11 protein-coding genes are annotated in these 14,883 nt (G+C 45.3%); 2 read left to right on the forward strand and 9 right to left on the reverse strand.

All coding sequences use genetic code 11. The features are described 5' to 3' along the window. Positions 1-9: 9 nt before the first annotated feature. Positions 10-942 (forward strand): Rpn family recombination-promoting nuclease/putative transposase, encoded by a 933-nt coding sequence (locus tag KJS69_RS00445; protein ID WP_024982831.1) that lies wholly within the window; start codon positions 10-12, stop codon positions 940-942. 220 nt (positions 943-1,162) lie between these two features. Here KJS69_RS00445 and KJS69_RS00450 read toward each other — a convergent pair whose 3' ends face one another. After that, the gene (locus tag KJS69_RS00450) at positions 1,163-1,507 is read right to left on the reverse strand and encodes a helix-turn-helix domain-containing protein (protein WP_024982832.1); all 345 of its coding nucleotides are present in this window, start codon (positions 1,505-1,507) and stop codon (positions 1,163-1,165) included. 94 nt (positions 1,508-1,601) lie between these two features. On the opposite strand from KJS69_RS00450, the gene KJS69_RS00455 reads away from it, so the two are divergent. Beyond that, a complete protein-coding gene (locus tag KJS69_RS00455) occupies positions 1,602-2,057 on the forward strand; it encodes an aspartyl-phosphate phosphatase Spo0E family protein (RefSeq protein ID WP_249730282.1) in 456 nt (151 codons plus the stop codon). Here the strand turns inward: KJS69_RS00455 and KJS69_RS30080 are convergent. The 8 genes from KJS69_RS30080 to KJS69_RS00505 all read right to left on the reverse strand — a co-directional run bounded on the left by KJS69_RS30080 (position 2,018) and on the right by KJS69_RS00505 (position 14,815). After that, positions 2,018-8,587 (reverse strand): SNF2-related protein, encoded by a 6,570-nt coding sequence (locus KJS69_RS30080; RefSeq protein ID WP_024982834.1) that lies wholly within the window; start codon positions 8,585-8,587, stop codon positions 2,018-2,020. The two genes, KJS69_RS00455 and KJS69_RS30080, sit on opposite strands and share 40 nt — an antisense overlap. A 38-nt stretch (positions 8,588-8,625) precedes the next feature. Beyond that, positions 8,626-9,066: a DUF6075 family protein gene (locus tag KJS69_RS00470; RefSeq protein WP_051567318.1), complete on the reverse strand. Its 441-nt coding sequence runs from the start codon at positions 9,064-9,066 to the stop codon at positions 8,626-8,628. Continuing rightward, the gene (locus KJS69_RS00475; protein ID WP_024982836.1) at positions 9,063-10,097 is read right to left on the reverse strand and encodes a ParB N-terminal domain-containing protein; all 1,035 of its coding nucleotides are present in this window, start codon (positions 10,095-10,097) and stop codon (positions 9,063-9,065) included. The genes KJS69_RS00470 and KJS69_RS00475 overlap by 4 nt, the downstream gene beginning before the upstream one ends. Further along, on the reverse strand, positions 10,087-10,878 hold the full coding sequence (locus tag KJS69_RS00480; RefSeq protein ID WP_213581092.1) for a ParA family protein: 792 nt from the start codon (positions 10,876-10,878) through the stop codon (positions 10,087-10,089). The genes KJS69_RS00475 and KJS69_RS00480 overlap by 11 nt, the downstream gene beginning before the upstream one ends. A gap of 356 nt (positions 10,879-11,234) precedes the next feature. Beyond that, positions 11,235-12,458, reverse strand: a complete 1,224-nt coding sequence (locus KJS69_RS00485; RefSeq protein WP_249730283.1) for a site-specific integrase — start codon at positions 12,456-12,458, stop codon at positions 11,235-11,237. Between the two features lie 605 nt (positions 12,459-13,063). Continuing rightward, complete coding sequence (locus KJS69_RS00495) at positions 13,064-13,201, reverse strand: hypothetical protein (RefSeq protein WP_179014649.1); 138 nt, start codon at positions 13,199-13,201, stop codon at positions 13,064-13,066. A 441-nt stretch (positions 13,202-13,642) separates the two neighbouring features. Further along, positions 13,643-14,068 (reverse strand): RNA polymerase sigma factor, encoded by a 426-nt coding sequence (locus tag KJS69_RS00500; RefSeq protein WP_179014647.1) that lies wholly within the window; start codon positions 14,066-14,068, stop codon positions 13,643-13,645. 558 nt (positions 14,069-14,626) lie between these two features. Then, positions 14,627-14,815, reverse strand: coding sequence for a cysteine-rich KTR domain-containing protein (locus KJS69_RS00505; RefSeq protein ID WP_179014646.1), 189 nt, complete (start codon positions 14,813-14,815; stop codon positions 14,627-14,629). Positions 14,816-14,883 lie beyond the last annotated feature (68 nt).

Genomic DNA, 14,883 nt, shown 5'->3' on the forward strand with positions numbered 1-14,883 from the left:
TGGATACGATTGAATTCCGATGAACGCCAGGAGACTATACACCAGCGTCACGATACTTCGTATCGCTTCCTGCTTTCCAGCAAGAAACTGTTTGTGGAATTGCTTCGTTCTTTTGTTCATAAAGGATGGGTACAAAGCATAGACGAAACCAGTGTCCAGGAAATTCCGCATTCGTTCGTACTCCAAGACTTCAAACGCAAGGAAGCGGATTTGGTTTATCGCGTACAGTTGAACGGGCAGGAAGTCGTGTTTTATTTGCTGCTGGAAATGCAGTCGAAAGTGGACTTCCAAATGCCTTATCGTTTGTTGTTATACCAGGTGGAAATATGGCGATACTTGTTGAATGACGAGAAAAAAGCCCAGGCCAATAGAAAATCTTTCCGGCTCCCACCCATTGTGCCGATCGTATTGTATAATGGGAAACAACGATGGACAGCCCATCGCCAGTTTCGAAAGCTGCTGGACAATGAAGAGATGTTTGGCCGAGAATTGCTGGATTTTGAATATTTACTAATTGATGTTGCCCGCTATACGGAAGATGAATTGCTCTCTTTATCGAATACCATTGGTTCCGTCTTTTTGCTCGATCAAACGGAAAATCAGGGGCAGTTGTTGGAACGACTCGGCAAGCTGATGCATACGATTCAACAATTGCCGGAAGACAGCCAGCAGAAATTTGTGGCATGGATGGCTAACATCCTCCTACAGAAACTTCCGGAGAATGAATCGCATTTGCAAGAGTTTATTCAAAGCGTGAAAGGAGACGTGTCGGTTATGGGCTTGGAAAAGGTACTCGATGATATAGAACGTAGGGGCGAACAAAAAGGCAAAGAAGAAGTCGCCAAACGAATGCTTGATTTGGGAGTGGAAATCTCGGTCATTGCTGCTGCCACTGGTTTCTCGCCTGATAAGATAGACCAGCTGCGAGAAAAATCAATATGATTTCATTTTGGTGGGCCGTTCGCAAAGGACGGCTCTTTATTGTATATTAAATGAGCAACTCTTGTCCGAACGAAGGAGGCGAGTCGTTATGGGGCTGGAAAGTGATCATTTAGACAAAGTGCGCCTTAAATCTCCCGTCAAGTCATACGATTAGTTTGCTGGATAATGGACGATAAAACAAAAACCAACAAGCCATAATAGGGAAGCTTGTTGGTTTTTGCTACTTATTTTCGTCATGAGCGACGATTTCTTTTAAAATACGATACAAACGATGTTGCCGAGCCTCGCTTTGCTGCAACAATAATGTCATGCTCTCCCAAACCCATTTCTTGGATCTTAAAAAACCTTCCTCTTCGTCTTCAAAAAATAGGTTTATGTTTACTTCTAATGCTTTAGCGATCTTTTCAATTGTTTGCAGTTTTACATTCTGCTCGCCGCGCTCCAGCCTTCCAATATAGGATGGGGTGGAACCAATCTCTTCGGCTAAACGTTCCTGTGTCCAATTTTTCGCCTGACGATATAGTTTGATTTTAGCACCGACAAGGATGACAATAGAAGCTTCCATAGAATCATCAACACCTCTCATATAGAAGTGTAGACGATTATTAGAAAAGGCATGAGGTACTTCTAAGGACATTTTGTATTTTAAATTGTCCTTAATGAAAGAATGGGCTATACTAAATTTGGCAGGATATGGTGGGTGGTTTTTAGATTTCGCGAAATTCAAAAAAGAAGCAAATGGTATAGCTGAAAAGGGGAAGCCATCAGATATACAAAAGAGAAACGACACCAGTATGCATGAACCCTGGAGAAATATAAAAACAGGGGGATCTGGTTTGGTTGAAAATAAGCTACTCGGAAAAATAGAATTTCTTCGTAACGAATTGAATTTGCTGGCAAAGGAATTGGGTATACGATCACCGGAGGTGGTTAAAAAGTCGGCAGAGCTCGATAAAGCCCTTAATGAATATGAACATTGGAAACGCACCAAACGAATAATCCGGCAAAGTAGAGTACGAGGAAAATTTGAAGGGTTTTCGGGGCAAGTTGGAGACTCGAGTTGTAGACGGATTGTCTATTCTTCTCTTTCCAACTCAAAGGACTCTTCTTTATGATCGGATCGCTCTTCCTCGGCGTGCTCATCCATCACGATTTCTTGCCCTTGTAGTTCCTCAAACTCCAGTGCCGAATTAATCTCGGATTGCCGGGCTGCCATCTCCTGCAATTTTTGTTCAAATTCAAAAGGCTTGTCTATTTCGTTCAGAGCAGCCGTTAGCTGATCGTGCGTATCTTTTTGCTTTTGTTCAGCATCATGCAGCAAAGAAGGGATTTTTTCAATGGCATTCTCGATTCGGGAAATGTTGCCCAATTCTGATTCTCCTAAATCAATGGCGTAGTTTTTCGCTCCTTTGATTTCCAGATGCATATTGTACATCGATTGGCGGGCAAGCAAAAGTTCAAATCCGCGATAAGATCCGATTCGTACCGATTCATCAGGTTGCAATTCCGTCATGTTGAAAAGGAGGAGAAGCATTTCGCCTGCCTTTGGGCGTTCCGTAAAGGTTTTTCCATCCAATTCCATGACAAAAGATTGGTTCATGGACTGGCGGGATAAGTGAATGTCTGCTTGTAAATCCTTGATTTCATGTTGTATCTTTTCGATTAATTGCGGATATTGCTTGATTTTGCCCTCCAGCATCATACGTTCGTTATGCCAATTGGATTGCAGCAGTTTCAGGCGAATGACCTCGTTGTCTATCTGCATTTTCTCCGCAAGCAATGGATTCGCGGTTGCAATAGCTTTTACCTCGGCGGCAGAAAGAACCGTTTCATCGGCATCTTCACAGGAGCGGGAAATGCTTTTTCCTGTCATGACCTGGGAGATATAGCGAAGTTTTTGTTCCTGGATTTGCCACAGGTAAGAGTCGAAAGTCCCTTTCGTGACATAACGGAAAATCTGGACGACTTCATTCCGATTGCCTTGCCGAAGGATACGGCCATCACGCTGCGTAATGTCTGCCGGTCGCCAGGGGCAATCCAAGTGGTGAGCAGCAATGAGACGATCTTGCACATTGGTACCAGTTCCCATTTTTTGAGTCGATCCAAGCAATATCCGGACTTCGCCGCGGCGAACTTTTTCAAAAAGTTCCTCCCGCTGCACATCGGTCTTCGCATCATGAATAAAAGCGATTTCTTGTTCAGGTACACCGAAATGAGACAGTTGGGCTTTTACCTCATCGTACACGTTAAATTGTCCCGGTTTCGGAGTGCCGCTGTCGCAAAAAATTACTTGAGTAAGCTGGTCATCCTGGGTTTTCTTCCAAATGTCAAAAACGTTGGAAATACAGCGATTCAGTTTAGAGTCCGGATCGGAGGGGGCTTCTTCGTCCACGAGTCGGGGATCAATGGACATGAGTTTTGCTTCGTGTGTCAGCTTCAGCATATTGTCTTCCGTAGCATCCACTTCGTTGTTCCGTATTTTCTCTGCTCGCTCGACAAATTCGTTCATCATCATTTTTTGATAAGGAGTGCACTCGCTGACAACGATGGTTGCTTTACCGCCTTCCAACTGTGGGGTAGGAAGTTTCAGCATGTCGGCAGTCTGAATATCGGCAACCAGACGAAATAGGCTCATCAGTTCCGGCAAGTTATGAAATTTGGCAAAGCGGGATTTCATTCGGTAGCCGCTGCCTTCCGGGGTAATCTCCAACGAGGTGACGACCTCACCGAACGTTGCGGCCCAGTTGTCGAAAAAGTGTAATCCCAATTTTTGCAGCAAATGTGGTTGAAGGTAGCGCTGCATGACATACATCTCGGACATGCTGTTACTGATCGGAGTGCCAGTAGCAAAAACGACGCCGCGGCCGTTGTTGATTTCCTGCAAATATTGGCATTTCAGCAGCATGTCCGTCGCTCGTTGGCTGCTGGATTTACCGATGCCGGCAACGTTACGCATTTTAGTGAATGTGAAGCAATTTTTATACGCATGCGCCTCGTCGACAAATAACATATCCACACCAAGCTGCTCGAAGGTAATCAAATCGTCTTTTTTGCCTTCATTGACTAAACGCTCCAGACGGGATTTCAGGTTGTTCTCGAAAACGACCATCTGCTTAATGCTCCAGTTGTCTCCCTTTTCTTTTTTCATCTGGTCAATCATCTGGGAGACGTTGCGGATTTCATCTTGCAGGAGCTGTTCCTGGCGTTTCTTGGAGATGGGGATTTTCTCAAATTGGCTGTGGCCGATGATGATGGCATCGTAATCTCCCATCGCAATCCGTGAGACAAAGCGCTGGCGATTGGCCAGAGCAAAATCCTTTCTTGTCGTTACCAAAATATTTGCAGCAGGGAAGAAACGTAGAAATTCATTGGCCCATTGTTCGGTTAAGTGGTTTGGGACGCAGTACATCGGTTTTTGGATCGCGCCGATACGCTTCAAGTACATGCCTGCGGCAATCATAGCGGCGGTTTTGCCCGCGCCGACTTCATGAGCCATAAGGGCAGTGCCGGAATAGATAATTCGGGCCGCGACATCCTTTTGGTGCTTCCGCAACGCCATTTCCTCATTCATGCCTTGGAACACCAGATGATCGCCATCATAAGTACGAGGACGGATCGTGTTAAACTTATCGTTGTAAATAGCAAGCAACGTATCCGCCCGTTCCTTGTCTCGGAACAACCAGGCTCCAAAGGCTTCTTTCATTTGCTGTTGTTTGGCACGGGCAATCATCGTTTCTTTGGCGTTAACCACGTATTTGACCTGCTCCTTGCCATTGCTGTCCAAGTAGGTGACCGGATCTCGAATCGTAATACTTTGCAAATTCAAACTGCTTTCAAAAATCTCGTAGGCGTTCGCTCGATGGGTACCGTAGGTCTGGTTTGCCTTGATGGAGTTTCGCTCCAACGTTTTACCGGATACGCGCCACGTATTGGTATATTCCAAATATTCCACGTCGATGGTACGGGCTCTTTGAAACGCTTGGGTCGTCCCAAAGGTTTCATACATAAAATCGCGGTAATAGCGTACGGGAATCCACGGGCTGCCAATGCGAAAATCGATATCGCCCGGCAACAGCGGGGCAGGTTGAACGCGGGATAACGCCGCTACATTACGCTCGAACAAGTCAGGAAATTCTTGCGCCTTTAACGTGGCGTAAGCTAACTTATCTTTCACATTGCCGGACAAATATTCCTCGTCCAGCTCCCATCCTTCCTCTTCGTCACCGGTATATTTTTGTGGATTCAGGAAGATGCGATCCCCTAGTTCTTCCCGTATTTCGGCGACCGATTTGCCGCATAAGTGGGCAATATACGGCAAGTCAACTCGTAACCGTTGATTTAAACAAATTTGCAAGGCTTCCAGGGCGCTATCCGCTTGGTCCGGCAGGCGGTTCATTCTAATGGTTGGGCGAGAAAAGATAGCAGCCTTCGCCCATGTTTTATCCGAAGTCTGATCTTCGATGGAGCGCAAGAGCGGCAGTTGATCATCATCGGTAAAAGCGGCCGTATTCGCTCGATCGTTGATAAAACCGTGTTGCTGGACAAAGCGGTCGTATACCTGATTGAGTTGCTGCTGGGCTTTCTTTAGCTCCGTTTCATCGTATCCGGATTCGTGGGATTGGATATAAATAACATCCAAGAGAGCCGACTTGATTTCGCACAATCCCTTGATGCGATCGGCTTTTTTGCCTTTGATGTCCTGCGGTAACAAATAGCCATTCTCGCAGTAAAAAATTTGACCTTCTTGAATGATATAGGTAAAGTTTTTGGTTCCAGGAGGAGCCTTGATTGGTTTGACTTCTTCCTCATCCAACACATCCGGCAAGTTTGTTTCCCATGTTTTTTCCGATGCGCCGGGTAAGGAGGCTTGTAGCGTACTGAGTGCTTGCTCCAGCAGGGGAGATAGTTCCTGGTTGTCATGCGGCACACAAGCTGTAGTCTGCTCCGGCCCATACATGCCGTGATCCCAAACCATTCGTCCCAGCACCATTTCAGGATGAGAGAGATAGTAACGGTTGATCGGCACGCCATCTTCGGTAAAACCGGTAAACACCCATTCTGGCATGTCTTCCTTTTTCAACGACTTCAGCGGCTGCTCCCGTTTTTGCAGAAAGACGATGTCTGTCGTGACTTCGGCTCCGGCCAGCGATTGAAAGGTTGTATTAGGCAGGCGTACAGCTCCGATCAGGTTCGCTTTTCGCGCCAGCACTTCCCGAACGGAGGAATCCTGTTTGTCCAGTGTCCCTCTGCTGGCGATAAAGGCCAAGATCCCGCCAGGTTTGAGCAGGTCCAAAGATTTGACGAAAAAATAATCATGGATCAGGTAATTGCTGGTGTAGCGCCGGTCAAATACACGAATATTGTGAAACGGAATATTGCTGAAAATAGCGTCAAAATGATTGTCCTGAAAATCGACCGTTTCAAAGCCCTGTAGATGTATAGTTGCTTGAGGATATAGCTGTCGTGAGATTCTACCGGTGATGCTGTCCAGTTCCACGCCATGAAGCTCGGCCTGTTGCCAATCCAGAGGCAAAACTGAAAAGAAATTTCCGGTTCCCATGGAGGGCTCAAGCAATTTGCGGCCTGCTCCATCCGTAAGGCCAAAACGATGCAACGCGGCATGGATGTGTTCAATAAGGAATGGCTCGGTATAAAAAGCCGTGATCGTGGAGTTTCGCGCTGCTGCATATTCCGTTTCATCCAGCAATTGTTTCAGTTCCTGATACTCGGTCTCCCAACCGGACGCGGATGGATGAAAGGCATTGGCCAAACCACCCCATCCAACATAACCGGCCAGAATCTGTTGGTCTTCCGGGCTTGCCTGGCGATTTTCTTGTTCCAGTTGTTTGAGCAGCCGAATGGCTTCTATATTCCGTTTGAATTTACTTTTTGGGCCTGAAACGTAAGGGGAAGCCTCCGGGTTAAAGCGATAATTGACAGCATTGCTGGAAACGGGGGAAGCGGGTATATTCGATACGTTAATGACTGTTGCGTGATTTTCGTATTCCGTTTCGAGATCTGGAACATCTTGATTCGTGACTTCTTCAAGCGTTACGGTTGTCTGGTCGCCTGCATCCTGTTGTTCCAGTTCCAAAGCATAATCGAACAATGTCCACCCCGGTTCAACGGGAGGGAAGGGAGCAAAGTTCTCATCATAACGACCATCCCGGATCAGTTCTAAAATCTTGGTGGCGACTTTATTCCAAGTGAAAGTACTTTGATGTTCGTCATCCGTATCTACCCAATACAACTCGATCCCTTTGCCGTTGTAGTCGAATCCGCGTAACCCGTTGCCGAACTCTCCTCTAGCGCCGCCGATTCCGTAAAGGGACTTGAGCAATGCGGCCAGTTTAGCCGTTTTTACGGGTTGGGGTTCCTCTGTAACAAATTGATACACACGCGGTTTGATCACCAATCCGCCTCGGTCGCTGCGCAGCAGGTGTTCCAGCATATCTTCGGCGTCATGCCTGATGCTGTCGGTCTCCTGTTTAGGTGCAAAAAAAGAACCGCTGACAGGCGGTTCAGGATTCGGCTTTGATTTGGTTATCTCGGTTTCAGTACGATGTCGTTCAGTACCAGTTCCTCGGCTGTGGACTTGATCTGATTCAGGTGGCGTGTCCGCTCCAAAATGTCTTCGGTCTGCGGAATCGGACGAAGTCGGAGAAGCTGTTCGGTGAGCTGGTTCATCTTCTCGTTGGCTTCCTGATCCGCCTGATGCATTTTTTTCATCAGGTTCCCTTGCATTTTTAAGCTCATGAACCTCTGTGGATGATGATTGCGTAAATAGTTCAGCGCCATTCGCCCGTATTTGCCCAGGGGCTGTTGGTCGGCCTCCGCTTGATTGGAGATTTGCAGTTGGGGATAAAGCAGACCGTCCGTCTGTTCGGAATAATTCAGATTCGCCTTGATTTCGGTCATGTGTCATACTCCTTTCCAGTTCCAAGATTTTGACATGTCTCCCGATGTCCAGCAAGATTTCTTTGGATAACTCGGTGACGATTCCGCCGAGCCGGGACATGAGAGGCACGGTATTCCAATGAGGGATCGTATCAAAGGCTGGAGAGATGATGGATTCCGGTATGCCACAGCGCTGATGAATGAAAAAACGACTGCTCGCTTCAATTAACTCCAACATTTGATCTTCAATGCCCCCGGTAGGAAGCGAACCAAACAGATGATCAGCCATGTCCAGTTCCATATCCTGCATAGAATCATCCAAAGAATCCATGCTTTGTCTGACCATCATGCCAATACATTCGCTAAGATTATCGGTATCGTAGGAGGAAAGTCTTCCTGCCAATTCGGCCATATCCAGATGCTCCAAACGCCATGTTTTTGGCGCGGCCTTACCGTAAGTTTGGGTTACGTCAAATAAATAATCAAGCGTTAAACGAGTCTCCCGATAATCACAGACAGCGATCGCTTTTTCTCCTTTGGTAACAAAACGCCCCAATTTGTTCCAAAGAGGTAAGGAAGCCAGCATGGTCGCATTGGGGTTTTGCATATAGATCAACAGGGCATTGTCGAAGGAATATTTATAAATCCCGGAAGCAAAGGTCAGATAGTCCGTCCAGGCTTCAGGTGTATTGGAAATGTAAGCTACTCCGGATTCGTATAACGATTTCAATTGTTTAGCGCGTGCCATATGGTTGTCCTCCTTCCTCCATGGTTCGAATTGCGGTTTTAGTGCTCCAGTTCATCCCATACATCTCTGCCGTGGTTAGTGAAAGGTTGAAACGATGTCCAACTCTGCGATAAATCAGAGGCGTAGGAAGAGTAGCGAAGTTTAACCGCTTCAAAAAAGTAGGGCAGTAAGCCGTTGTCGAATAGATAGTAGGGGCTGTAATGACGGGCGTCCTCTTCGCTTTCTCCCGTATAGCCGGTGTATAAATTAAATGCTAATCGCGTGAGACGAGAAGTGGTTCCTGTTTGCCAACTTTCGTTCAATCCCTCTAGTCGGATGCTATCTTCCTTGAAATCGTAAAGATCGTTGATATTTTTGCGGGTGTCTTCTGTCAGGCCCAGGAGATAAAAGAGGGCCTTACGATAAGGATCATGCTGACGATGAGCGCGGATCACGTTTCCTTCATAAAACTGTTCATGGGCAAGGTCTTTAAACATCATTGAAATTCCTCCTTGTCTGGATCGTGGTTTTCTTTGGGGTGTTGCGAGAAATATAAGGCCAGCGCTTTGTCGATGATTTCTTCGACTTCCGCCACTTTGCTATCCGGCGTAAAGTATTTGGTGTAAATTTTATGTTTCAACTTAAAAGGGGCGGGGGTTTTGCTTTTCGGTCTCCGGGTGGCTTCTCCGGAAAGAATGGCCTTAATGACCTGTTCATTACAATTGCGGTTTTCGGACTTTCCTCTTAGTAACTCAGATTTTTTCATGTCCACCTTGTAGCCTTGTTCCTGAATCAAGACTTCTACTGTTTGCTGTTCTTCCGGTTTTAAATAAGACAAATCTACAGCAGGGCGTAGTCTGATTTCTCCCTGATCGACTCGTTCTAACAACTCAGGGACTAAATGATTGAGACGTAAATAACGCTTGATGTTGGTAGGACTCATATCGTTTTTATGAGAAACCTCATAGACACTTTTGCCGCGGTGTCCCACTGGGACACCTTCGCTGTTTTCCCCGTCATCACCGGGAATTTCGGCATTTTCAATTTCGTTTATCCTACCTTGTTTCTGTCTAGCTTCCTTACAAGCTTCAAGCTGCATATGCAGGGCACGAGCCAGTTCGCTGGGCAGCATATCCTGGATAGAACGTTGATGGAAATTAGTGTCCACCACGATGATGACGGCTTCGGCCTCTGTAAGATTGTCCATTATAATAGAAGGAACAGAGATTAAACCGGCAGCTTTCGCGGCATTCACACGGTTATGTCCGGACAGGATTTCATAACCATTGGGTTCTTTTGGTCGGACGATGATCGGAATCAACACTCCGTTTTCCATGACACTCTCAACTAGTTCATCCAGCTTATTCCCTTCATATAACTTGAAGGGGTGATTATGAAACGGAACCAGGTCAGATAGAAGTAGCTGGGTTACACCTGTTCCGGTCACGGTTTCGGGTACTTTTGATTCCTCAGACAACAGCAGCAGTTCATCAATACTGGAGAGCTTGGGCGTAGGGCGTTTACTTGCCATTTTGGATCAACTCCTTCGCCAAGCTTTGATAAGCCAAGGCTACTTTGGATTTTGGATGAAACTCGATAATGCTTTGACTGTAAAAGTTGGCTTCCCCGACTTTAACAGAAAGCGGGATTTGCACATCGAAGATACGGAAAGTTTCCCGGTAGTAAACTTTCACAAGACGAAAGGCTTCCTTGTATAAGTTCGTTCGGGTATCGCACATGGTCATTAAGATGCCCTCGATACCAATCCTTGGATTAATGCGTTTTTTCACTTTGACGATAATTTTAAGCAATTGGGTCAAACCCGTGGCGGACCATAGTTGCGGATTGACTGGAATAAGTACTCGGTCGCTGGCCGCGAGTGCGTTGATTGTCAGCAAGCCAAGGGAAGGATTCGTATCGATAATGATGTAATCGTATTTATGTTTCATCGGTTCCAGTAGGGAAGCCAACGTTCTCTCCCCACCCATTTCATCCCGTAGATTGATTTCGGCAACGGACAATTCGATGTTGCTCGGAATCAGGTCGATGTTACCGTGAGAATGAATGTACTCGTCGGGAGTCGGAAGCGGCTCATCGCTCATGATGGCATTCATGATATTAAACATCGAGAGCTTGAGTTGATCCGGATTTTCAATGCCAAAGCACATCGTCAAATTGGCCTGCGGGTCAAAATCGACTAGCAATACTTTTTTTCCTTCATTGGATAAGGCATAAGCTAAGTTGTAGGCGGTCGTAGTTTTACCGGTTCCGCCTTTTTGGTTTGCAATAGTAATGACCGTTGTTTTGGACATATACAACACCCTCCCAGGAGCATGCGCTCCGAATAATGTGTCAATGGTAGGGAGCGGGCTTGATCTTCTTTAGTTCTCTCCGAGTTCTCTCGAACGTTCTAAAATCTCATCTTTTTTGAGGAAATCCCCAAAGCCTTTTGAATCCTGAAAAAAACAGAAAAACCCGCGAAGAACCTTGATTTTACAAGGCTTTTCGCGGGTTCTAAATTCTTCTTCCTTGACTTAACTTCCGCATGTGTTATAATAACACTCGCGACTCAAAATCGTTTGGGGAGACCCGTGGAGGTTCGAGTCCTCTCACCGGTACCACATTAATAACAAGTGGTTCATTAGAGAATTTCTCTAATGAGCTTTTTTTATATTTTTATTACTTCATTCATTGTATTTGCGGATGATACTTTGGAACTGTAATCCAAATGCGAATAAATATTTGCTGTGGTGGAATAATCACTATGTCCCAACCACTCTTGCACTTCTTTCATGCTGACGCCATTACTCAAGAGCAGAGTGGCGCAACTATGGCGTAGATCATGAAAGCGGATATGGCGCATGCTATTTTTCTTCAGTACCAGGGCAAAATGTTGAGTGATATAGTTAGGCTTGATTCGCTCCCCCATAGCATCCACATAAATGTAACCATTGTAATCCTTACAGTACGAATCCTTGAAAAGATACTGGTTTGTATCCTGCTGCTCCTTCATTTGCAGCAAAAGGTCGTAGAAGGCATCTACAAGAGGCAGAGTACGGAGACTTGCCTTGTTCTTTGTTCGATCCTTCTCAATCGTGATCAACTTTCCATTCAGTGAACCAGAAGTGACCGTATGTCTGATCGTGATCGTTTTATTGAACAGATCAATGGCAGACCATTTTAGACCTACCACCTCACTTCGTCTTAGTCCATAAAAAGCTCCCAGGATTACAGCCAGTTCAATCTTGGTGCCCTTTACAATTCCTAAAAGTTGATTGACTTCTGAAGCGCTGTATGAACTGCCCACAAACGCTTCTTTCTTTGGACGAATGATTTTGTCGGCAGGATTAGCAGTAATTCGATCCGTAATAAACGCCTGCTGAAGTGCCGAACGTATATTGGCATGATAATGAATGACCGTGTTGGCACTAACTCCCCATTCATTTAAGGCATGACTATAAAAATCCTGAATGTGATGAGGTTTCAATTCCAGGAGAGTAATGCTTTTTTCTCGGAAGTATGGAACGATGCGTCCCTTCACTGCGTTTGCATACGAGATATACGTGATGAGCTCGATCCTATGCTTCACCGTTTCCAGCCAATCCAACATGTAATCCGCAAATAAGGTCTGGTCAACATCTGAGTTTTCTTTGTTGTTTTGTTTGTCTTGTGCTTTTTCGGTTTCTTCATTAGGCTTAAATTCAAAATTTTTGCGGGCATCCATTAGGAGGGATTCCGCTCTTTTCTTGTTTCCTTTGACGGGCAAGCCCGTAGCGATCCATTTACTCTTCCGTTTTCCCTCCTCATCCTTATAATTTAGAACAATGTAAAAAAGACCTTTTTTCTCCTGAAGGTGGCCTGCAACCATGTTTTTCAATACCTCCTTGGTCACAGCACCGATCCCTCTCCATTGACACTTTAAATATATCATAGTAAAATTGATGATTCAATGCACTAAAGCGTCGCAGTGAGAGGACGGTTGATGAGTCATAATACTGTGAAGATAAGCAATAACATGGATTTTGGGGATTTTATACGCTCTACCTATTTTGAAGTGGTTGATTTTATTGGCTTGTAACAGCTTATATCCTGTCTTGGTGCTAATCCCCCCGAGCATTTCACACATTTGAACGACAGTGACTACGTCCGAATATTCTTGAAACATGTGCGAATAAACGTTTAAAGTATTCGATGGAATACCAGAGTCGATTTGCATAATCGTGACACACCTCCTTTCAAATATAAGGATTAGGGATATGTATAATAAAAGAATGCGTTCCAAGCTGCGGGTGGTTAGTCCGCACATAGCTTCTTGCGAAGCTCCCCCCATCCGAGCGGGCTGCCCCCAATGCAGTGACGCTGGCCAGGCAGAAGTATCATGATATTCTCTTGCGAGTCTTGGCGATCGGCCCACCACAGGCTGATTGAAAGCGGATAAAATCGCTCGAATATGTCATAGATTGTCTTGGCGCATCCGCTATCGTCGCTTTCTGGTGATTAACAGGCACAAAAGGAACGTACTTTGTTCGGCTCATAATCGAGATTATTCATTGCTTGAATAACATAACCAAGGTAGGCTCCAATGTTCCAATGATTAACCATCAGATTCTGTAAGGCCCCTTCGTTTCCATTCATTATTAGAAACCTCCTTTTCAAGGGGGAAGTAGCCGCGCGGTATGGTTGGGCTGTCATTGGACAGTAATTTCAGCGCGGCGTCCTCCCTAGTTATATTAAAACGATGACCTGAACGGGCGGCGGTTCCGCCCACATGGGAATTCCACCCCGCCCCATGCTGATGGCGCGACGGTCAATGCTGTGAAGCGTTCAAACCGTAAGTATCATTATTCTATGTGTGGGATCGTCGCCTGGCAGACCTACCACAGTTCTGCTTGCCGTAGATGGTGTTTGTCGCTCGTTTTCAAGCAATAAATCGCTGAAAAGTTATGGCGCACCCTGCGGCTTGGCTCCTCCACACCTGAAAAGTATCCGGGTCATCGGTATGCAGTTATCATAGAACACTGGTGGAAGAAAAATCTTCTTCCAATAACCGTGACATTTCTAGGGCAAAACCGACCCTCATTCAGAAATATTTCTCAAGAAAATTTCCATGTTCCGTAGCCCTTGGTTGATGGACTTGCGGATGTTTTTTTCCGAAACTCCCTCGGCCCGAGCAATCTCGGATTTACTAATGCCAAGTACGTAATGCGTGTAAATTCGTTTGCCTTGCTTGTCTGGCAAAGCGCTGATAGCATTATGCAACTGTTGGGCTGTTATTTTACGTTCGTAGATTTCGGAAGGGGACAGAGATACGAAGCAAATATCATGCTCGATCCCATCTCCCCGGTCAAGAGAATAGTGCGCCTTGTGACGGTACATGCGCCGCCGATACGCTTCTTCCTGCCGTTCAGCTTCCAGCAGGACTGTTGCCACTTCATCAGGAATATCGAGAAAAATATCATTATTGCAAAACGGATAAAAATTCCGAAGATTAATTTTAACCATAGAACGTTCCTCCATTTCGATTTTTTTGGGACATGGCGAATCGAAATGGAGGGGAGCGGCAGCGGGGCTGGACTTCGGGCCAACTTGACCCGAAGTGAGCAGGCTTGTCCAAAAGAACATGTTGAAAAAGCTCGAAAATAATCAAAAAAGGGTATAAAAAAACACCTTCTAGGGAAAATCCTTGAAAGGTGTCGAATAAAAAATGGGCGCACTGATCGTCCGAATATTTACTTGATTTTTTAAGGTTGTGTAAGATAATAACTTTTGCTACATCCAGCCGTCACAGTAACGTGACGGCTTCTCACGGACAACAAAAAGCAACTTCGGGTACATAATAACCCCCCTATCTCAAAGCCGCCGGAGTTAAAATAAAGAAGTTATTATGCTCAATATTGTCTTTTGCTAAAACGCGGTGGCTATGAATGTTAGATTTCAAAACAGATGTTAAGTTAATCTTTCGCCAGAACAAATGTCTAATTCATTCTCTGTAATTGTCAGAAACCATATTGCATAGGTGGTTTAAAAAGAGAGAGCCGATAATTGTGACGTTCTCACAAATTATCGGCTCTGCGTCTTAGCGTCTGGCTCTTTAATAACTGACATATTTAGTTGTTGTACATTGATTAGGGTTTCCTGTTTGCATTTTGGACAGAACAACGGGAAGTTTTCAAGTATTGTATCCTCTCGAACTTTCAACCGTGTTTTATTTTTGCAAATAGGGCATAACATCCAACTTATTTTTTCCATAACATTGCCCCTGTCATATTATTAGGATCATACTTTTTTTGTGATCAATTCTCAACTTTTATACGTTT

The sequence above is a fragment of the Paenibacillus sp. J2TS4 genome, assembly GCF_018403245.1.
Taxonomy (GTDB): domain Bacteria; phylum Bacillota; class Bacilli; order Paenibacillales; family NBRC-103111; genus Paenibacillus_L.